This window comes from Streptomyces sp. NPDC001292 (assembly GCF_042896465.1).
Classification (GTDB): Bacteria; Actinomycetota; Actinomycetes; order Streptomycetales; family Streptomycetaceae; genus Streptomyces.
This window is the reverse complement of record NZ_JBIAXG010000012.1, coordinates 94,389-114,215: the sequence shown is the minus strand read 5'-3', so window position 1 is coordinate 114,215 and position 19,827 is coordinate 94,389. Positions and strand designations below refer to the sequence as shown.

Below are 19,827 nucleotides of genomic sequence, written 5' to 3'. Positions count from 1 at the left end.
GGCCATGGAGAGGCTGGGGCCTGGCGATCCGATGGGGGTGTCCCCGGGCGTTGAGCTCCGGGGGAGGATCGGCGCGTACCGGCTGCTGGCGCGGCTCGGGGCCGGCGGCATGGGGCAGGTGTTCCTGGCCCGGTCGGACCGGGGGCGGACCGTCGCCGTGAAGCTGGTCCGGCGGGAGCTGGCGCAGCAGGAGGAGTTCCGGGCGCGGTTCCGGCAGGAGGTGCGGGCCGCGCGGCAGGTCGGCGGGTACTGGACCGCGCCCGTGCTGGACGCGGACACCGAGGCCGCCGTGCCGTGGGTGGCCACCGGGTACGTCGCCGGGCCGAGCCTGCAACGGGTCGTCGGGCACGACCACGGCCCGCTGCCCGAGCGGTCGGTGCGGATCCTCGCGGCCGGGCTGGCGGGCGCGCTGAAGGACATCCACGCCGCCGGTCTCATCCACCGCGACCTCAAGCCCTCCAACGTGCTGGTGACGATCGACGGGCCGCGCGTCATCGACTTCGGCATCGCACGGGCCCTGGAGACCGTCACGGACGGCGGGCTCACGCGGACCGGCGCGCTGGTGGGCTCGCCCGGGTTCATGGCGCCCGAGCAGGTGCGCGGCGACCGGGTCACGACCGCGTGCGACGTCTTCTGCCTGGGCTCGGTCCTCGCGTACGCGGCGACCGGCGCGCTTCCGTTCGGCGGCGCCGACAGCGGAGTGCACGCGCTGATGTACCGCATCGCCGAGAAGGAACCCGACCTCGAGGCGCTGCCCGAGGGCATCGCCGACATCGTCCGCGCCTGCCTGAAGAAGGACCCGGCGGCCCGGCCCACCGTGGACCAGATCATCCAGCGCACCGGCGCCGAGGATACGGTCGCCGACGGCCGCCTCCGCGACCCGTGGCTGCCGAGCGCCCTGGTCGCCCAACTCGGACGCCACGCGGTCCAGCTCCTGGACGCGGAGAACCCGGAGGACCCACGAGAGGCGGCGGGCGCCGCTCCTGGGGGACCCGGCGCCACCCCGCCGACTGGCACGCCCGGCCCTCACGAACCGTCCGGCACGCCCGGGGCTCCCGGAGCCCCTGGGGGCGTGCCGGGGGCGCCTGCTGCCGGGCTCGGGCCTGCAGCGGCCGGCGCTTCCGGTGTGCCCGGCTCCCACGGGGTGCCGGCGCCGCCCGGTGCGCCGGGAGCCGCCGGGGCTTCGGGAGGGGCTGGGGCCGTCTCGGGGGTGCCTGCTGCCGGGTCGGCTTCGGGTGTGCCCGGCCCTGATGGGGCGTCGGTGCCCTCCGGTACACCCGGTGCGCCGGGAGCCGACGGGGCCCAGGGAGGCGCCGGGGCGGTGTCGGAGGCGCCCGATGCCGCGTCCGGGGCTGCCGGTGCATCTGGCGCTCATGGGGCCTCCGGGTCCTCGGGTGCGCCGGGAGCAACCGGGGCTAGCTCAGGGCCTGAGGCTGTCGCCGGCGCGCCTGTTGACGGGTCCGGGGCCGCCGCCTCGGGTGTGCCGGACCCTTATGGGGCGTCGGCGTTGCCCGGTACGCCCGGTGTCCCGGGAGCCGGAGGGCCTCGGGCCGTCTCGGGGGCGCCCGCTGCCGGGTCCGGGGCTGCCGGGTCCGGGGCTGCCGGGGGCGGCTCGCAGGGGCCGGCCGGGGTTTCCGGGGCCGCGGGGGCGCAGCCGCACGCCTCGCCTGAGCATGCGCCCGTTTCCGATGCCTCCGTGCCGCCGCCCGGACAGCCCGGTGGTGGGGGTCGCACCCCCGTGGATCACCTGCCCACCATGATCGCGGGGCAGGTGCCGCCGCCGGGCCCGGCGCCCGCTCCCGCCCCGTACGGCTACCCCCAGCAGCATCCGCAGCCCGCCGCCTACGGCTACCCCCAGCAGCCCGGCGGCTGGGGCGCTTCGCCCGGGCACCACCCGTACGGCAGCCTGGGCCAGACCCCGCCGTACGGCCCGCCCCCGGTCGGCTCGACCCCTCCGTACGGCCCGAGCCCGCTCCCGGAGCGGGAGCCGCGCCGCGGCGGCCGCTCCACCGCGGCGCTGGTCGCGGTGGCACTGGTGGTGGCGCTCGGCGCGGGCGGTTCCGTGTACGCCCTGATGCGCGGCGGCGGCGACAGCGACGACAAGGGCGGCGGGTCCGGCCCGACGCCGGCCGTCAGCGTGCCCACCACGCACGACGCCACGGGTCCCGACGGCTCCGACCCGTCCCCGGCGGCCTCGCAGCCGGGGTCCCCGTCACCGGCCGGCGGCGTGGTCCCGACCGGCTACCTCGGCAGTTGGACGGCGACCATCGACAACGCCTACGGAGCGAACGGCCGCCGGCTCACCATCACCCAGGGAAACGTGGGCGACACCGTGCTCACCCTCGTCGCCGACGGTCCCACCGACAGCGGCGGCACCTATCACTGCGTGTTCGAGGCCCGGCTCGCCCAGCGGCCGAGCGGCGGCGGCCCGCTGGAGATCGGCCCCTCCGTCGTCACGACGGGGCGGCAGAGTGAAGGGTGCAACCCGGGCGCGGCCACGGAGGTCACCCTGCTGCCCGACGGCAGGCTCCAGCGCCTGAACACCGGCAGCGGCGAGAAGCTGACGTACACCAGGCAGTGACCAGGGCCCGTGCCACCGGGCAGTGACCGGCGTCAGCGCGGCTCGGGCGGCCGCTGCCGGGGCATGTTCGGCCGTGCGGCGCCCGGCGGCAGCGGCAGGCGCCCGTGCCCGCCGCCCGGCTCGGACCGCCCGGCGGCCCCCGGCCCCGGCGCCGATGGAGGGCCCGTGCCACCGGGCAGTGACCGGCGTCAGCGCGGCTCGGGCGGCCGCTGCCGGGGCATGTTCGGCCGTGCGGCGCCCGGCGGCAGCGGCAGGCGCCCGTGCCCGCCGCCCGGCTCGGACCGCCCGGCGGCCCCCGGCTCCGGCGCCTGAAGGCCCATCGGCGCCGAGCCGATGCGGAACTCCACCATCCAGTCGGCCGTCTCCGTGCGCACCAGCTCGTTGACGTCCTCCGAGAACCGCCGCAGCACCCCCAGGCACCGCTCGGCGGCCTCACCGGCCGTTCCCTCCGCCGGGCCCAGGACCTCCCGCACGTTCTCGGACGCCCAGTCGAACTGCAACGCCTGCAACCGGCGCTGCACGGCCTGCGCGGTCGCCACGTCCCGCATCCACCCGGCCGTCACCCCGAAGTACCGGTCGATCCCCACACACGCCACGCACAGCAGCAGCGCCACGTACCCCCACGGCGCCACCCCGTCGGCCGCCCCGGTCAGATCGAGCAGGGGCAGCGCCGCCCCGGTCACCGCCCCCGCCGCGGCCCCGCCCCGCAGCGCACGCGCCCCGCGCCGCTTCCACACCCGCTCCCCGAGATACCAGGCCACGGTCTGCAGCGCCCCCCGCTCCACCCAGCGGTACAGCTCGTCCAGCCGCTGCGCCGGCTCGCCCCAGTCGCCGAGCGGGAGCGGCCGCCCGGTCAGATCGCCCGGCCGCAGCCCGGCCGCCTCGTCGCCCCGCCCGTCCTGCGGCGGACGCTCGGGCTGCATCTCCGGCTGACCCACCCGGCACTCCCTACTGATCACGATCCGTGACGCTGGCTGACACGCCGGACCCTTCCTACCCCCCAATGGGTGGCGAGGCGCCGGGAAGCACAGCTTTTCCGCCCGTAAGAGGGCCTTGATCAGGTATAGGGCTCATCCGAGACTCACTCGAAAGAGTGGCGGGGCGCTGCCTGCCCGGACCACGTAGGCTCGTGCCAGCGGGGAACCGGCGAATCGGCCCCCGCCCGGACAGCCGTACGAAAGCAGGAGCTGATCGTGATTCCCGGTGGTGGCCAGCCCAACATGCAGCAGCTGCTCCAGCAGGCCCAGAAGATGCAGCAGGACCTTCAGCGGGCCCAGGAGGAGCTGGCGCGGACCGAGGTCGACGGGCAGGCGGGCGGCGGTCTGGTCAAGGCCACCGTCACCGGCGCCGGCGAGCTGCGCGCGCTGAAGATCGACCCCAAGGCGGTGGACCCGGAGGACACCGAGACCCTCGCCGACCTGATCGTCGCCGCCGTCCAGGCGGCCAACGACAACGCCCAGGCCCTCCAGCAGCAGAAGCTCGGACCGCTGGCCCAGGGTCTCGGCGGCAGCGGAATCCCGGGACTGCCTTTCTGAGGCGGGCGCCGGGCAACTACCGTACGAACCGAAGCGACCCAGGAAGGACGGCACTCCGTTGTACGAAGGCGTGGTCCAGGACCTCATCGACGAGCTCGGGCGGCTGCCCGGCGTCGGTCCCAAGAGCGCGCAGCGGATCGCCTTCCACATCCTTCAGGCGGAACCGGCGGACGTACGGCGGCTCGCCCAGGCCCTGCTCGAGGTGAAGGCGAAGGTCCGCTTCTGCGCGACCTGCGGCAACGTCGCGCAGGAGGAGCTGTGCGGGATCTGCCGCGACAGCCGCCGCGACCCCTCGGTCATCTGCGTGGTCGAGGAGCCGAAGGACGTCGTCGCCATCGAGCGCACCCGCGAGTTCCGCGGCCGTTACCACGTCCTCGGCGGGGCGATCAGCCCCATCGAGGGCGTCGGCCCGGACGACCTGCGAATCCGGGAACTCCTGGCCCGTCTGGCGGACGGCACGGTCACCGAGCTGATCCTGGCCACGGACCCGAATCTCGAAGGCGAGGCGACGGCGACGTACCTCGCCCGCATGATCAAGCCCATGGGCCTGAAGGTCACCCGCCTGGCCAGCGGCCTCCCGGTGGGCGGTGACCTGGAATACGCGGACGAGGTCACTCTCGGCCGCGCCTTCGAGGGGAGACGACTCCTAGATGTCTGACGCCACGCTGCACGCCACCAGCCAGAACCCGGACGACTTCGCGGTCCAGATCGCCGACCAGGTGGAGAGCTTCCTGGTCGCGGTCACCGAGGTCGCCAAGGGCGACGAGCCGGACTCGGCGGTGCCCTTCCTGCTGCTGGAGGTCTCCCAGCTGATGCTGGCCGGCGGCCGGCTGGGCGCGCACGAGGACATCGTCCCCGACGAGCGCTACGAACCCGACTCCGGCCCGGAGCAGGACGTGGACCAGCTCCGCGAGAACCTCGCGCGCCTGCTGGAGCCGATCGACGTCTACTCCGAGGTCTTCGACCCCTACGAGCCGCGCCGGGCGCCCGTGCCCGCCCGGATCTCCGACGACCTGGCGGACGTCGTGGCCGACCTGCGTCACGGCATGGCCCACTACCGAGCCGGCCGCACCACCGAGGCTTTGTGGTGGTGGCAGTTCTCCTACTTCTCCAACTGGGGCTCCACGGCCTCCGCCACCCTGCGCGCCCTGCAGTCCCTGGTCGCCCACGTCCGCCTCAACCAGCCCCTGGAGGAGCTGGACGGCCTGGACACCGACCAGGGCATGGGCGACGACACCCTGGAGTTCGAGGCCGGCAAGGTCATGGCGCAGGAGATCGCGGACCCGCTGGGACTGCGCCGGGCACGCTGACCGCTCCGATGTGACGCGGCGCACTTTCCGAGTGGTATTCCACTCCCTGGGCATGAGCCGTTCTGACCAGCGGGCGCCGGGTATCTCACCATGCGATATCGCGAAAGGGAAATTCGGACGCTCGATAGACTGAGCCGACCGCACCGCATATGCGTGAGTGCGATGGACACGGACTGAGCGAGGAGCGCACGTGGGCCTTGTCGTGCAGAAGTACGGAGGCTCCTCCGTAGCCGATGCCGAAGGCATCAAGCGCGTCGCCAAGCGAATCGTGGAAGCCAAGAAGAACGGCAACGACGTGGTTGTCGTGGTTTCCGCGATGGGCGACACGACGGACGAGCTGATCGATCTCGCCGAGCAGGTTTCCCCGATGCCTGCCGGACGCGAGCTCGACATGCTGCTGACCGCCGGAGAGCGGATCTCCATGGCACTGTTGGCCATGGCGATCAAAAACCTGGGTCACAAGGCCCAGTCGTTCACCGGCAGCCAGGCAGGTGTCATCACCGACTCGGTGCACAACAAAGCCCGGATCATCGACGTCACGCCGGGCCGTATCCGGACCGCGCTGGACGAGGGCAACATCGCCATCGTCGCCGGATTCCAGGGCGTCAGCCAGGACAAGAAGGACATCACCACGCTGGGGCGCGGCGGCTCCGACACCACCGCCGTCGCACTCGCGGCCGCCCTCGACGCCGGGGTGTGCGAGATCTACACCGACGTCGACGGTGTGTTCACCGCCGACCCGCGCGTGGTGGCGAAGGCCCGGAAGATCGACTGGATCTCCTTCGAGGACATGCTGGAGCTGGCCGCGTCCGGCTCCAAGGTGCTGCTCCACCGCTGTGTGGAGTACGCACGCCGGTACAACATCCCGATCCACGTCCGCTCCTCCTTCAGCGGATTGCAGGGCACGTGGGTCAGCAGCGAGCCGATTCAGCAAGGGGACAAGAAGGTGGAGCAGGCCATCATCTCCGGTGTCGCACACGACACCTCCGAGGCCAAGATCACGGTCGTGGGCGTGCCCGACAAGCCCGGCGAGGCCGCCTCCATCTTCCGTACGATCGCCGATGCCGAGATCAACATCGACATGGTCGTGCAGAACGTGTCCGCCGCCTCCACCGGTCTGACGGACATCTCCTTCACGCTGCCGAAGACCGAGGGCCGCAAGGCCATCGACGCGCTGGAGAAGAACCGGGCCGGCATCGGCTTCGACTCCCTGCGCTACGACGACCAGATCGGCAAGATCTCCCTGGTCGGCGCGGGGATGAAGACCAACCCGGGCGTCACCGCCGACTTCTTCACCGCGCTGTCCGACGCGGGCGTGAACATCGAGCTGATCTCGACCTCCGAGATCCGTATCTCGGTCGTCACCCGCCAGGACGACGTGCCGGGGGCCGTGCGCGCCGTGCACAGCGCCTTCGGGCTCGACTCCGACAGCGACGAGGCCGTCGTCTACGGAGGCACCGGGCGATGAGCGACCGACCGACGCTCGCGGTCGTGGGAGCGACCGGAGCCGTCGGCACGGTACTGCTCCGGATCCTGTCCCAGCGCGCGGACATCTGGGGTGACATCCGCCTGCTCGCCTCCCCCCAGGGCTCTCCCCCGGGCTCTCGCCCGCGTTCGAGCGGCGGGGAGCCCGAGCGCACGGTCGGCCGCAGGCTGACCGTGCGCGGCGAGGAGGTCGAGGTGGCCGCGCTCGCCGAGGACGCCTTCGACGGGGTGGACATCGCCCTGTTCGACCTCCCCGACGAGGCCACCGCGCACTGGGCGCCGCTCGCCGCCGCCCGGGGCGCGGTGGTGGTCGACAACTCGGGCGCCTTCCGCACGGACCCCGACGTGCCGCTCGTCGTGCCCGAGGTCAACCCGCACGCGGTGCGTCGGCGCCCGCGCGGGATCGTCTCCAGCCCCCACTGCACCACCCTGTCCATGATCGTGGCGCTGGGCGCGCTGCACGCCGAGTTCGGCCTGCGCGAGCTGGTCCTCTCCTCGTACCAGGCGGTGAGCGGGGCCGGAGACGAGGGCGTGGAGACCCTGCGCCGGCAGCTGTCCCTGGTGGCGGGCACGGAGCTGGGGACCAGCCCCGGTGACGTGCGGCGGGCCGTCGGGGACGACACCGGTCCGTTCCCGGAGCCGGTGGCGCTGAATGTCGTGCCGTGGGCCGGGTCGCTGTGCGACGAGGGCTGGTCGTCGGAGGAGATGAAGTTGCGGGACGAGTCCCGCAAGGTGCTCGGGCTGCCGCGGCTGCCGGTCGCCGTGACCTGCGTGCGCGTCCCGGTGGTCACCACGCACTCCCTGACCGTGCACGCCCGCTTCGAGGGCGAGGTCACGGTCGGCAGGGCGCGGGAGATCCTGGCCACGGCGCCCGGTGTGGTGCTGTACGACAACCCGGCCGCGGGCGAGTTCCCCACGCCCGCCGACGTGGTGGGCACCGATCCGACGTGGGTCGGGCGAGTGCGCCGGGCGCTGGACGATCCCACGGCGCTGGAGTTCTTCGTGTGCGGTGACAACCTGCGCAAGGGCGCGGCGCTGAACATCGCGCAGATCGCGGAGCTGGTGGCGGCCGAGGCGCCGTGACTTCTGTCGCGCGAGTGGGCCGCCGCCGGAGATACCGTGGCCGGGGGCCTATCCGTTTGTAGGATCCATGTAAGAATCATGGCCCGGCCGGTGGGCCGGACCACTTGATCCATGCCGTTCGGCGGCTGATGATTTGCCTCCCCGTCCTTTGCAACCGCGCGAAGGGCGGGGAGCGTCTTTGCGGTCGCCCTTCGGGGGCGTGGGGACGCTGCGGGACGTGGGGACGTCCTGGCGATTCAGGCATAGGGGATGAGCGGGACACATGAGGGCATACAGGGCGCACTCGGGTGTGCCGCCTGCCGTGAGAACGTTGCCGGACGTGTCACATGGCGCAAATGTCTTGCCCGGCACGTACAACCTCGGTGGGGGGAGACGTGTCCAACTGGCGTGGCAGAGGTTCTCGAGTTCACCCCCAAGTTCTTCGAGCGGGGGGTATCCCCGGCGGCGACCCGCGGCACCGCCCTGCGGCCGCCCCGCGCGGCGCTCCGTCCGCGCATGCCCGGTGGCATGCCGGTGATCGCGCCCATGCCCGCCGCGCGGCCCGCCCGCATACCCAGTCAGCGTGAGCCCGCCGAGGAGACCGTGGCGGCCGGCACCACCGTCGACCACCTCACCGAGACCTACCGGGCGCACTACCGCTCCCTGCTGGGCCTGGCCGCGCTCCTGCTCGACGACACCGCCTCCTGCGAGGACGTGGTCCAGGAGGCGTTCATCCGCGTCCACTCCGCCCGCAAACGCGTCCGGGACCCGGAGAAGACCCTCGCCTATCTGCGGCAGACGGTCGTCAACCTCTCCCGTTCGGCCCTGCGGCGCCGCATCCTCGGCCTGAAGCTGCTGTCCAAGCCGATGCCGGACATGGCCAGCGCCGAGGAGGGCGCCTACGACCAGCTGGAGCGCGATTCCCTGATCAAGGCGATGAAGGGCCTCCAGCGCCGCCAGCGCGAGGTCCTGGTGCTGCGCTACTTCGCCGACATGACCGAGGCGCAGGTCGCCGAGACCCTCGGGATCTCGCTGGGCTCGGTCAAGGCGTACGGCTCGCGCGGCATCGCGGCGCTGCGGGTCGCGATGGGGGCGTCGGCATGAGGGAGCACGACGAGGACCGCGACGAGCGCGAGCCGGACGAACCCGGCGCATCGCGCGAGCCGGACCACCAAGAGCACACGCAATCGCACGCTGGGAACGGAACCGTGAACCACAGCCCAGACGAACTCGGCCCGGACGGGCTCGACTCGGACGAGCTGGCACTGCGCAGGATGCTGCACGAGGCGGTCCAGGACGTCGAGCCGCGGGACGGCACGCTGGAACACCTGCGGCGCGCGGTCCCGGCGCGGCGGGCCCGCAAGCGGCAGGCCGCCGTCGGAATGGCGGCCGCCGCCCTGTTCGTCGGCACCGCCATCCCCGCCCTCGTGCACGTGTCCCACACCAGCGACTCCGACGCCAACCCGGCCATCGCGGGCCAGGCCTCCCAGGCCCAGGGCGGCACGAGCCAGGGCAAGGACCCGGACGGTGGCGAGAGCGGCATCGGCGGCTCCTCGGGCAAGGCCACCGGCGGGGGCGCGGAGGAACGCAAGGACGATCGGAAGAGCGGTCCGGACAGCGCCGCCGACAGTGGACCCACCGGCGGCCCGGACAGCCCCTCGGCCCCGGCCGGCAGCGACGCCCCGGTGTGCACGGCCTCCCAGCTCGGTCCCGCCACCGCCACCGTCGACGCCCCCGACTCGGCCGGTGTCGTCTACGGCACCTTCCACGTCACCAACGTCTCCGCCGGCAGTTGCCGGGTGGGCGGCTCCGGCTCGGTGAGCACCCTCGCGCAGGGCGCGGCCGACGCCACCAGGATCACCGTGGTCGCACACACCTCCGGCGACGCGGCGGCCGGGCTACCCGACCCCTCCACCGAGGCACCCGGACTGCTCCTGCCGTCCGGCTCGGCGTACGAGGTGAAGTTCGCCTGGGTGCCCTCCCAGACCTGTCCGACCAGCGGCGGCGGGAGCACCGGGGGCGGCAGCGAGACCGGCGGCCCCTCGTCCGACCCGTCCCCGACCCAGGGCGCGAGCACCACGGGCGGCACGAGCACCGGCAGCGACTCCGGCGTCACCACCCAGACGCTCCTGGCGGACGGCACGGCCGACGGCAGCGTCGTGGTCTCCCACACCCCGGAGGCCGGCTCGCCCTCGGCGTCGGTGACGGTGACGAACGCGTGTGCGGGAACGATCTACCGGACCGGGGTGCTCCCGGCGTCGTAGGGGCCGGTCAGGCGCCGGACGCGCCGCTCGACGCGGGCGCCGGCACCGGGGCCTCCTCGGGCGCCAGCCCCAGTTCCGCGTCCCGTACGGCCTCCACCTCGCGGCGCACCAGCCGGAACCACATGAAGACCACGAAGCCGGCGAAGACGAACCACTCGCCGGTGTATCCGAGGTTCTGGAACGCCTTCAGGTCCAGCCCGGTGTTGTCCGGGGCCTTCGCCGGCACCGCCCTCATCCCGGAGTCGGCGTGGTTGAGGGTGACCCAGGCGTCGTACACGTCGTACGGCACGAGGTTGACCAGCGAGGCCGCGCTGATCGCCGCGGTCTGCCCGGACGGCAGTCCCCCCCGGGCGCTGACCCCGTTGTCACCCGGCGTCTCCGAGGCCTGCAGCGCTCCGGTGACCGTGACCTCGCCCGTGGGCGGCGCCGGGGCCCTCGCCGGACCGGCGTTCCCCGGCAGCCAGCCGCGGACGACCGGCAGCGCCTTGCCGGAGCCGGTGCGCAGCAGCGTCAGCACGTAGAACCCGGGTTCGCCGTCCAGCTCGCGGTCCGGGACGAGCAGCTGGTCGCCGTACCGGCCGGTCGCGGTGGTCTGCATGCCGGACGTGCGCTTGTCCACGGGCAGCAGCCGGTCCAGCGGGCGCGGCGCCTCCTTGCGGTAGGAGGCGGCCTGTTCGGTAGCGGTCCGGTGGTCCTGCACCCGCGCCTCGAACCGGCTCAGCTGCCAGGACCCCATGAACACGCAGAAGGGGATGGCGAGCAGCACGAAGACGTTGATGCCCCACCAGCGAGGTGTCAGCAGAAACCGGTACACGCCCTCAACGGTACGGTGCCGCACGCCGCACCCCGGTCGCGGGGTCGGCCCGGCGGGGCGCCCGGTGGACGGGGCGCGGGTCGCCCGGCGGGCGGGAAAGGTGTGGAAGTCGTAAGAGGATGCGCAGGGTCCGGGCGGAGTTGTCCACAGGCTGGGGAGGCCTGCCAGCGCGTTGTCGGCGGGACCGGGCACTATGGGGTCATGACTGAGAGCAACGGGTCCGACTCGCCGCAGCTCGACCGGCGGGCACTCATCGAGGAGATGCCGGACTGGGAGAAGCGCTTCCGCGCGCCCCGGGTGTCCCTGCCCGACTGGGCGGAGGACGCGCCGGAGCGCTCCCTTTTCGTGTCGAACGCGACCGGGACGTACGAGCTGTACGCCTGGGACCGGGCGACCGGCGGGCAGCGGCAGGTCACCGATCGGCCGAACGGCACGACGGACGGCGTGCTCTCGCCGGACGGGCGCTGGATCTGGTGGTTCGACGACAAGGACGGCGACGAGTTCGGCGTCTGGCGGCGGCAGCCCTTCGAGGGCGGCGCCGACGAGGTGGCCGTGCCCGGCCTCGGGGCGTCGTATCCGGCGGGGCTCGCGCTCGGCCGGGACGGCCGCACGGCGATCGTGGGGCGCTCGACGGACGAGGACGGTACGACCCTGCACCTGGCCCGCGCCGGCCAGGTGACGGAGATCTACCGGCACCGCGAGTCGGCGGGCGTGGGCGACCTCTCCCACGACGGCTCGCTGATCGCCCTGGAGCACACCGAGCACGGCGACGCGATGCACTCGGCGCTGCGCGTGCTGCGCCCGGAGGGCACGACGGTCGCCGAGCTGGACGACACCAAGGGCGGGACGGTCGAGCTGGGCCTCGAGGTGCTGGGCTTCGCCCCGGTCGACGGGGACACGCGGCTGCTCGTCGGCCACCAAAGGCGCGGCCGGTGGGAGCCGCTGGTGTGGGACGTGGCGACGGGCGAGGAGTATGACCTGGCGCTCGACCTGCCCGGCGACGTGAGCGCCGAGTGGTGCCCGGACGGCGGCGGCCTGCTCGTGGTGCACGCCTTCGAGGCCCGCAGCGAGCTGTTCCGCTACGACCTGGCCACCCGCGAGCTGACGAGGATCCCCACCCCGCCCGGCACGGTCTCCGGCGCGACCGCCCGCCCGGACGGCAGCGTGGAGTACCTGTGGTCCTCGGCGGCCGAGCCCTCCGCGGTCCGCTCGACGCACGGCGGGGTGGTACTCGACCCGCCCGGCATGAAGTCGCCGGGATCGGTGCCGGTGGAGGACGTGTGGGTGGAGGGCCCCGGCGGCCGTATCCACGCCCTGGTGCAGAGGCCCGCGGGCGCGACCGGGCCGCTCCCCACGGTCTTCGACATCCACGGCGGCCCCACGTGGCACGACAGCGACTCCTTCGCCGCGGGCCCGGCCGCCTGGGTCGATCACGGCTACGCGGTGGTCCGGGTCAACTACCGCGGCTCGACGGGCTACGGCCGGGCCTGGACGGACGCGCTGAAGCACCGGGTGGGCCTGATCGAGCTGGAGGACATCGCGGCGGTCCGCGAGTGGGCCGTCGGCTCGGGACTGGCCGACCCGGCCCGCCTGATCCTCACCGGCGGCTCCTGGGGCGGCTACCTCACCCTGCTCGGTCTCGGCACCCAGCCCGACCTGTGGGCGCTGGGCATCGCCGTGGTCCCGGTCGCCGACTACGTCACGGCGTACCACGACGAGATGGAGGCGCTGAAGGCCATGGACCGCACCCTGCTCGGCGGCACCCCGGAGGAAGTGCCGGAACGCTTCGAGGCCTCCTCGCCGCTGACCTACGTCGACCAGGTCAAGGCGCCCGTCTACATCTCCGCCGGGGTCAACGACCCGCGCTGCCCGATCCGCCAGATCGAGAACTACGTCAAGCGCCTCGCGGCGCGCGAAGCCGTCCACGAGGTGTACCGCTACGACGCCGGCCACGGCTCCCTGGTCGTCGACGAACGCATCAAGCAGATCCGCCTGGAACTGGACTTCGCGGAGCGGCATCTGCCGAAGTAGGGCAGGTGCGGGGCGCAGGTGGCCCAGGACCGCGCATCCTGAGCCACCTGTGTCCGCCCCGCCCACCTCCTACGTTCCCTGCGTCCTCGTCTGCTCCCGCGACCTGCGGCCCAGCAGCTCCGCCAGCCCGCGCCGGGTCGCCGCGAGCACCACTCGATCCTCCTTCCGCAGGACATGGGTGCCGGGCAGGTTCCACACCAGCCCCGAGCCCCGGTCCGGGTGCTCGGCCGCCGCCTCCGGCGCGGCCGGCTCCCGCCGTCCGTCCGGGGTCATTCCCACGTCGAGTGCCAGCACCCGCCAGTACCCCGGCCGGAAGGCCTCCGCGAGCGTCCTGCCCTCCAGCTGCGGATGCCCACCCACGTCCACGGACGCGAACAGCAGCACCCGCCGCTCCACCGGAATCGCCCCCAGGATCTGCCGGCCGGACATCGCACCGGCGAACGCGGGTGCCGCCAGGTGCGTCACGCTCCGGCTGCGCGTCAGCGCGTGCGGGTGCGCGGCCCGCAGGGTGCGGTACACCGCGGTGGCGAAGTCGTCGTCGTACAGGCGCAGCACCACCCGCAGGTCGGGGCGCACGGACCGCGCGTACAGCACGGCCTCCAGATTCGTCGTGTCCGCGCTGGTCACGGCGAGCAGCGCGTGCGCGCGGTGGATCTTCGCGGCCTCCAGCACGCCCTCCTGCGTGACGTCCCCGAGCACCACCGGAACCCGCAGCCGCCGCGCCGTGGCCACACCGCGCGCCTCCGGGTCCGACTCCACGCACACCACGGGGATGCGCAGCTCCCGCAGCCGCGTCAGCACGCGGGTGCCGATCTTGCCGAGCCCCAGCAGGACGACGTGCCCGCCGAGCCCCCGCGGCGGCCTGCGCAGCGCGGACGCCGACCGGAACGTGCCCAGCGCCTCCAGCACCGCCGCCAGCAGCACGGGCAGCAGCAGCACACCCACCAGCCCGGTCAGCAGTTGCAGGAGCTGCCGTCCGACCGGTTCGCCGAGCGCGGGGTCGTCGATGGCGAACAGGTCGAGCAGCGTCAGGTACACCGCGCCCAGCGGATGGACCCCGGCCACCACCCACAACGCCACCGCGAGCGCGAACACACACGCCACCAGACCCGCCACCGTCCACCGCAGCCGCCGCGAGAACAGCGACGTCAGCGGCGGCACGGCGGCCGCCACCACGCGCCGGGCGGACAGCGGCTCACCGGCGGCGTAGGAGACCTGCTCCAGCACCACGGTCCCGCGCCCGGTGGCCGCCCGTACCGCCGCCTCGTCCGGCAGCAGCTGCGGCCGCTGGTCGCCGCTGTCCTCGGAACCGTCCGCGCCGGCCGGGTCGCTGGTCGTCGCGGACAGCAGTGCCAGAGTGCACAGTCCGGGGTCGGCGACCTGTCCCGGCGCGGGCGGCGGCCGTTCCACCGCGCGCAGCAGCAGTGCGTCGGTCTGGACGACCTTGCTGGTGCCGACGACGGCACTGGCGGCCAGCGCGGGGGCGGCGGTGTCCGCGTCGGACAGCACGGTCGTGGACGCGTCGGCGCCCGCCGCGGAGTCGCCGCCGACCGCCAGCGCGGCGGCCTGGTCGAGGAGCTCCTCGATGTGCTGGCCCAGCCGCCGGTTGTACAGGCGCACCACGAGCCGCAGCCGAGGGTTGATGCGGCGGGCGGTCAGGGCGGCGCGGATGTTGGTCTCGTCGTCGTCGTACACCAGGGCCAGCGCCGCCGCCCGCTCCACACCCGCGTCCGCGAGCACGGCATCGGTCAGTTCGGCGGCCTCCAACAGCCGGTCCGCACCGGTGTGTTGGCCACCCGGGCCACCGCCGGTGCCGTTGCCCGCGCCGCCGGCCCCGCCTCCCGCCCGGTTCACGGCCGCGCTCACCACCCGGTCCAGCAGCGTCGACGCCGTACGGCTGCGGCCCACCACCGGTGGCCGCACCGTGCGCTCGGAGGGCGGTACGACCAGCGTCACGTGCTCGCCGTACACCCCCCGCAACTCGGCGGCCAACCGGTGGGCGAGCCCGTCGTCCCCGCACACCACCATGTGCGCGCCCGTGCCGTCCGGCACACCACCCTGATACGGAACGCTCCCCACGAGGGAAGAGACTGCCGTATCGAGAGGGGTGGTTCCACCATCCACCCCGGCTCCCGCACGGTCCCCGCAGGGCCCCTACGAAAATCGTTCCGCGACAGAGCGCGGGGAGAGCGGTCCCGCGGGAGAATCGGAGCATGGGATTCCGCTTCGGTCGGGCAATCCCTGCACGGGGATGGTCCGTATATACGGATGTGTCGAGATTCTGGTTCCCCGTGGGCCGGCTCCCGGACGAGGCTCTGCTGTCCGGGCTGGCAACCGGTGATCCGGAACTCGCGGTCAGTTTCGTACGCAGGTTTCAGCACCGGGTCTTCGGTGTCGCCGTCGCGGTCACCGGGGATCCGCAACTAGCGGAGGACATCGCTCAACAGACATTCGAGCGGGCGTGGCGGCACGCACAGATCTACGACTCGCGCCGCGGGTCGGTGACGACCTGGCTGACCACCATCGCCCACAACCTCGCCATCGACGCCGTGAGGTCACGGCGTCAGGAGCCGGTGGCGCCGGAGGACCTCGACGCGATCCTGGACGTCGTCAGCGACACCCCCGAGCGGCACGCGCTGGCCGACGAGGCGTCGACCCGGCTGCGCGCAGCCGTGGCCGAGCTGCCGCGCGAACAGGGCCGTGCCCTGGTGATGGCCGGCATCTACGGCATGACCGCCCAGCAGATCGCCGACTGGGAGCACATTCCGCTGGGCACCGCCAAGACACGGGTCAGGACGGCGATGGGGAAGCTGCGCACCACCCTCGCCTCCTTCCAGCGAGGCGACCATGGCCAGTGAGTTCAGCTGCGAGAAGCTCCGCGAGATCGGTGCCGAGCTCGCGCTGGGCGTGCTGCCCGGCCGCGAGCGGGCCGGTGCCGTCGCGCATCTCGAGAGGTGCGCGGACTGCCGCGAGTACATCGGACAGCTGACTCTGCTGGGCGACCGGCTGATCGGGCTCCTGCCGGGCAGCGAGCCGCCGGTCGGGTTCGAGAGCCGGGTGGCGCAGGCGCATACGCAGAGGGCGGCGCACGAGGGGCGTCCACACGCCCGGGCGCCGGGGATCCCGCGTCCGGGCGTGCTCGGCCGGATACGGCCGCGGGTCGCCGCCGTCGCGGGCGCGGTCCTCATCGCCGTCGGCTTCGGCGGCTGGGCGGTCGGCACGGCGATCGAGTCCACCGTGGCCGGGCCCGCCTCGACCGCCGCCGTCGGGTCGGGCATGCTGTGGGGCGGTTTCACCTCAGCCGACGCGGCCGCAAGGCCGGCCGGCGAGGTCTACGCCCACCCCGGCTCCCCGGGCTGGATCTACATGAGCGTCGACCTCACCAAGACCGGCGCCCCCCACGAGGGCAAGGTCACCTGCCGGCTGGTGCGCAAGGACGGCACCACCGTCCGCGTCGGTGAGTTCACCCTGCACCAGGGCCGCGGCTCCTGGGGCGGCCCGGCCACCGTCGACCCCGCGAAGCTGGCCGGCGCGCGGTTGATCGCCCCCGACGGCATCGTGCTGGCCAGGGCCCACTTCGCCACGGGCGAGGAGACGTCCTGAGGACTGCCGGTCGAGGACTGTCGAGGACTGCCGGTCAGGGCGGGCGGCTGCCAGGGCCTCTCGTTCGCGATCCTCCCCCACTGCCTGAAGGGCGTGGGAGGTGCCCCCATCACCGGACCCCGCTCCCTGATCCGGCCTGATCCAAACGAAAGACCCTGATGCTGTGACCGGAAGGGTTCACCGGCTCGCGACGCCCGGTACGGCACCTCGCCGCGTTGTCGCATCACCCGAGTACGTCCAGTACGCGGGCGAGTACGTCCAGTACGCGGGCGGCGCTCCGCCTTGCGATGCTCCCCCACTGCCTGAAGGGCGTGGGAGGTGCCCCCGGCACCGGACGCCGCGAGCTTCCCGGCAAACCTTCCCGGTCACACCACTAGCCGACCGGGCGGGCCGGGGCCGGAAGCACCGAACCCAGGGCCGTGGCCAGTTCGGAGAGCGTGGGCCGGTCCGCCGGGTCCAGGCTCAGACAGCCGTCGACGGCCTCAGCGAGCGCGCGCGGCAGGCGCCGTCGCGACGCGACCGGCGGGGCGGCGTCCTCCAACTGCGGACACCGGAGGTCGCCCGCGCTGTCCTCGCTCTCGTCCTCCCCGCCCGAGGGGAAGGGCACGTCACCGCAGGCCGCCTCGTACAGCGTGACGCCGATGCCCCACACGTCGGCCGCGGCCGTCAGGAGCCCGCCGCGCGCCTGCTCAGGCGAGCGGTAGCACAACGTGCCCGTCCCGCGCGGCGCGTTCCCGGGCGGCCGGGCCACGCTGAGGTCGAGCACCTTGACGTGCCCGCGGTCCACGACGATGTTGGACGGCTTGAGGTCCAGGTGGAGCAGGCCCCGGCCGTGCAGGTAGTGCACCGCGGAGCACAACTGCACCCCGAGGAGCGCCACGTCGGTGGCGGCCGGCCGGCGCCGCAGCCGGCCGAAGAGGTGCGCGAGCGTCTCCCCGGTCAGCGTCTCCATGACGACGAGCGGCTCGGGCGCCGCGAAGGTCTCGTACGCGCGAACCAGGTGCGGGTGGGTGAAGTCGCGCAGCCACCTGCCCTCCCGCAGCAGCTCGCGGCCCAGTCCCGGATCGTCGCGCAGGTCTGGGCGCAGCACCTTGATGACGCAGCGGCAGGCCCGTTCCTCGCTCCAGGAGTCGTACAGGTCGAGCCAGCCCGTGCGGGCCAGGTGGCCGAGGATCTCGTAGCCGGGGACCGGGCGGGTGCCCGCGGGCAGCGGCGGCCCCAGGGCCGTCTGCGTGACGGCGGTCATGACAGCACCGTGCCCTGCGGCGGTGGCCCCGCGGGCGCGGCCGTGCCGTGCAGCCGGTGCAGCCGCGCGTACGTGCCGCCGCGCACGAACAGTTCGTCGTGGGTCCCGGACTCGGTGACCCGGCCGTGGTCGAGCACCACGATCCGGGTGGCGTCGCGGACCGTGAGCAGGTTGTGGGAGATGACGACGGTGGTGCGGCCGGCCATGAGCCGGCGCAGCGGGTCCATGATCCGGCGGCCCGACAGGGCGTCCAGGCCGGTGGTGGGCTCGTCCAGCAGCAGCACGGGCGCGTCCCTGACCATCGCGCGGGCGATGGCCAGCCGCTGGCGCTGCCCGCCGGACAGCGTCCGGCCGCGCTGGCCGACCACGGTGTCGTAGCCGTCCGGCAGCAGCCGGATGAACTCGTCGGCGTCCGCGGCGCGGGCCGCCTCGACGATCTCCGCTTCGGTGGCGCCGGGCCGGCCGTAGGCGATGTTCTCCCGCACCGTGCCGTGCAGGACCAGCGTCTCCTGGAGCACCACCGCGACGCTGTCGCGCACATCGGTCAGGGACAGCTCGCGCAGATCGGTGCCGTCGAGGCGGACGGCGCCCCGGTCGGGGTCGTAGAACCGCAGTTGCAGCTTGGCCACTGTGGACTTCCCGGCCCCGCTCGCGCCCACCAGGGCCAGGGTCTCGCCGGGGCGGACGCGGAACGACACGTCCGACAGGGCCCAGCGGGACGTGCCGGGATAGCGGAAGGACACCCCGTCGAACTCGACCTCGCCACGGGCCCGGCCGATCCGCCGGGCATCCGGGGCCTCGCGGACCTGGGGCCGCTGGTCGAGCAGCTCCACGATGCGTTCGGCGGAGGCGGAGGCGGCGTAGAAGGTGGGAGCGAGGCGGGACAAGTCGCGGACCGGGCCGTAGAGCTTGCCGATCAGCGCCAGGAAGACCAGCAGCCCGCCCAGGGTGAGCTGGCCCTGGGTGAGTTTCCAGGTGCCGAGTCCCATGACGGCGAGGCCGCCGCACACCTCGATGAGCTCCACCAGCGGCCGGTAGACGGCCCGGATCCGCGTCGAGGCCATGGTTGCGTGGAAGCGGCCCAGGTTCTCGCGCTCGAAGCGGTGCTGCTCCCAGTCCTGCCGGTTGTACGCCTGGACCAGGGTCACGTTGCCCAGCGACTCCTCGGCGACCGCGCTGAGCGAGCCGCTGCGGCGCCTGCGCTCCCGCGACGCCTGCTTGGTCAGCCGGGAGAAGTGGCGGGCGGCGCCCCAGAACAGCGGCACGATGACGATCGCGAGGAGCGTGAGGTCCCAGCTCAGATAGAAGAGCAGTCCGAGGAAGACGCCCAGCTGCAGCAGGTTGTAGAACACGTCCGTCACGCCGGAGAGCAGGAACGTCTCGACGGAATCCACGTCCCCCGTGATCCGCGACAGCACGTCCCCCAGCCGCCGCCGTTCGAAGAACCCGAGCGACAGCCCCTGGACGTGCCGGAAGACGTCGGCACGCAGGGAGAGCAGGAAGCGTTCGCTGACGTACGCGGAGGTCACGTCGTCGGCGAACCCCAGGATGCCGGAGAGGAGGATGAGTCCGACGTACGTGGGCGCGATCCAGAGGAACGGGTGCAGGTTCCGCGGGACGAGCACCTCGTCCACCATGATCTTGAAGAGCCACAGTTCGGCCCCGTCGACGAGGGGGCCCGTCGCGCTGAGCAGGAGGAGCGGCGCCAGCCAGCCCCGGCGCCCGCGGGTGTAGGGCCAGAAACGCCGGAACACCTCGCGCAGGGCCAGTGGCGGGGCGGCCGTGACCACGGCCTGCTGATCCGTGCCCACCGACAGCAGACGACTCAGGACATACTGACGGAGCGGACCGGCTCCTTGGGGCTCCGGTCCGCTCCGCTCCGACTCAGCTGGGGTG

16 protein-coding genes are annotated in these 19,827 nt (G+C 73.4%); 11 read left to right on the top strand and 5 right to left on the bottom strand.

Features of this window, described 5'->3' with window-relative positions; all coding sequences use genetic code 11:
• Window positions 1–4: 4 nt before the first annotated feature.
• A complete protein-coding gene (locus ACFY4A_RS15795) occupies window positions 5–2,581 on the top strand; it encodes a serine/threonine-protein kinase (protein ID WP_390829998.1) in 2,577 nt (858 codons plus the stop codon).
• Between the two features lie 188 nt (window positions 2,582–2,769).
• On the opposite strand, the gene ACFY4A_RS15790 is transcribed toward ACFY4A_RS15795, so the two are convergent.
• A complete protein-coding gene (locus tag ACFY4A_RS15790) occupies window positions 2,770–3,519 on the bottom strand; it encodes an SLATT domain-containing protein (RefSeq protein WP_390829997.1) in 750 nt (249 codons plus the stop codon).
• A gap of 255 nt (window positions 3,520–3,774) precedes the next feature.
• Between ACFY4A_RS15790 and ACFY4A_RS15785 the strand changes: the two genes are divergently transcribed.
• The 7 genes from ACFY4A_RS15785 (at window position 3,775) to ACFY4A_RS15755 (ending at window position 10,237) form a co-directional block, all read left to right on the top strand.
• Complete coding sequence (locus tag ACFY4A_RS15785; protein WP_390829996.1) at window positions 3,775–4,116, top strand: YbaB/EbfC family nucleoid-associated protein; 342 nt, start codon at window positions 3,775–3,777, stop codon at window positions 4,114–4,116.
• 58 nt (window positions 4,117–4,174) lie between these two features.
• Window positions 4,175–4,774 (top strand): recombination mediator RecR, encoded by a 600-nt coding sequence (recR, locus tag ACFY4A_RS15780; RefSeq protein WP_141359690.1) that lies wholly within the window; start codon window positions 4,175–4,177, stop codon window positions 4,772–4,774.
• Window positions 4,767–5,426, top strand: a complete 660-nt coding sequence (locus ACFY4A_RS15775) for a DUF5063 domain-containing protein (protein WP_390829995.1) — start codon at window positions 4,767–4,769, stop codon at window positions 5,424–5,426. Before recR ends, ACFY4A_RS15775 begins: the two co-directional genes overlap by 8 nt.
• 190 nt (window positions 5,427–5,616) lie before the next feature.
• Window positions 5,617–6,894, top strand: coding sequence for an aspartate kinase (locus ACFY4A_RS15770; RefSeq protein WP_390829994.1), 1,278 nt, complete (start codon window positions 5,617–5,619; stop codon window positions 6,892–6,894).
• Window positions 6,891–7,994: an aspartate-semialdehyde dehydrogenase gene (locus tag ACFY4A_RS15765; RefSeq protein ID WP_390829993.1), complete on the top strand. Its 1,104-nt coding sequence runs from the start codon at window positions 6,891–6,893 to the stop codon at window positions 7,992–7,994. Before ACFY4A_RS15770 ends, ACFY4A_RS15765 begins: the two co-directional genes overlap by 4 nt.
• Before the next feature lie 387 nt (window positions 7,995–8,381).
• Complete coding sequence (locus ACFY4A_RS15760; protein ID WP_390829992.1) at window positions 8,382–9,077, top strand: SigE family RNA polymerase sigma factor; 696 nt, start codon at window positions 8,382–8,384, stop codon at window positions 9,075–9,077.
• 104 nt (window positions 9,078–9,181) lie between these two features.
• On the top strand, window positions 9,182–10,237 hold the full coding sequence (locus ACFY4A_RS15755; RefSeq protein ID WP_390829991.1) for a hypothetical protein: 1,056 nt from the start codon (window positions 9,182–9,184) through the stop codon (window positions 10,235–10,237).
• 7 nt (window positions 10,238–10,244) lie between these two features.
• On the opposite strand, the gene ACFY4A_RS15750 is transcribed toward ACFY4A_RS15755, so the two are convergent.
• Window positions 10,245–11,051: an SURF1 family protein gene (locus ACFY4A_RS15750; protein ID WP_390829990.1), complete on the bottom strand. Its 807-nt coding sequence runs from the start codon at window positions 11,049–11,051 to the stop codon at window positions 10,245–10,247.
• 201 nt (window positions 11,052–11,252) lie between these two features.
• On the opposite strand from ACFY4A_RS15750, the gene ACFY4A_RS15745 reads away from it, so the two are divergent.
• The gene (locus ACFY4A_RS15745; protein ID WP_390829989.1) at window positions 11,253–13,082 is read left to right on the top strand and encodes a prolyl oligopeptidase family serine peptidase; all 1,830 of its coding nucleotides are present in this window, start codon (window positions 11,253–11,255) and stop codon (window positions 13,080–13,082) included.
• A gap of 69 nt (window positions 13,083–13,151) precedes the next feature.
• Here the strand turns inward: ACFY4A_RS15745 and ACFY4A_RS15740 are convergent, their stop codons facing one another.
• Window positions 13,152–15,110 (bottom strand): NAD-binding protein, encoded by a 1,959-nt coding sequence (locus tag ACFY4A_RS15740; RefSeq protein ID WP_390830053.1) that lies wholly within the window; start codon window positions 15,108–15,110, stop codon window positions 13,152–13,154.
• 242 nt (window positions 15,111–15,352) lie between these two features.
• Between ACFY4A_RS15740 and ACFY4A_RS15735 the strand changes: the two genes are divergently transcribed.
• On the top strand, window positions 15,353–15,940 hold the full coding sequence (locus ACFY4A_RS15735; protein WP_390829988.1) for an RNA polymerase sigma factor: 588 nt from the start codon (window positions 15,353–15,355) through the stop codon (window positions 15,938–15,940).
• Window positions 15,930–16,685 carry a hypothetical protein gene (locus ACFY4A_RS15730; protein WP_390829987.1) on the top strand — a complete coding sequence of 252 codons (756 nt, stop codon included), beginning with the start codon at window positions 15,930–15,932 and terminating at the stop codon, window positions 16,683–16,685. Before ACFY4A_RS15735 ends, ACFY4A_RS15730 begins: the two co-directional genes overlap by 11 nt.
• 373 nt (window positions 16,686–17,058) lie before the next feature.
• On the opposite strand, the gene ACFY4A_RS15725 is transcribed toward ACFY4A_RS15730, so the two are convergent.
• A complete protein-coding gene (locus ACFY4A_RS15725) occupies window positions 17,059–17,931 on the bottom strand; it encodes a serine/threonine-protein kinase (protein ID WP_390829986.1) in 873 nt (290 codons plus the stop codon).
• Window positions 17,928–19,742 (bottom strand): ABC transporter ATP-binding protein, encoded by a 1,815-nt coding sequence (locus ACFY4A_RS15720; RefSeq protein WP_390829985.1) that lies wholly within the window; start codon window positions 19,740–19,742, stop codon window positions 17,928–17,930. Before ACFY4A_RS15720 ends, ACFY4A_RS15725 begins: the two co-directional genes overlap by 4 nt.
• Between the last annotated feature and the right edge of the window lie 85 nt (window positions 19,743–19,827).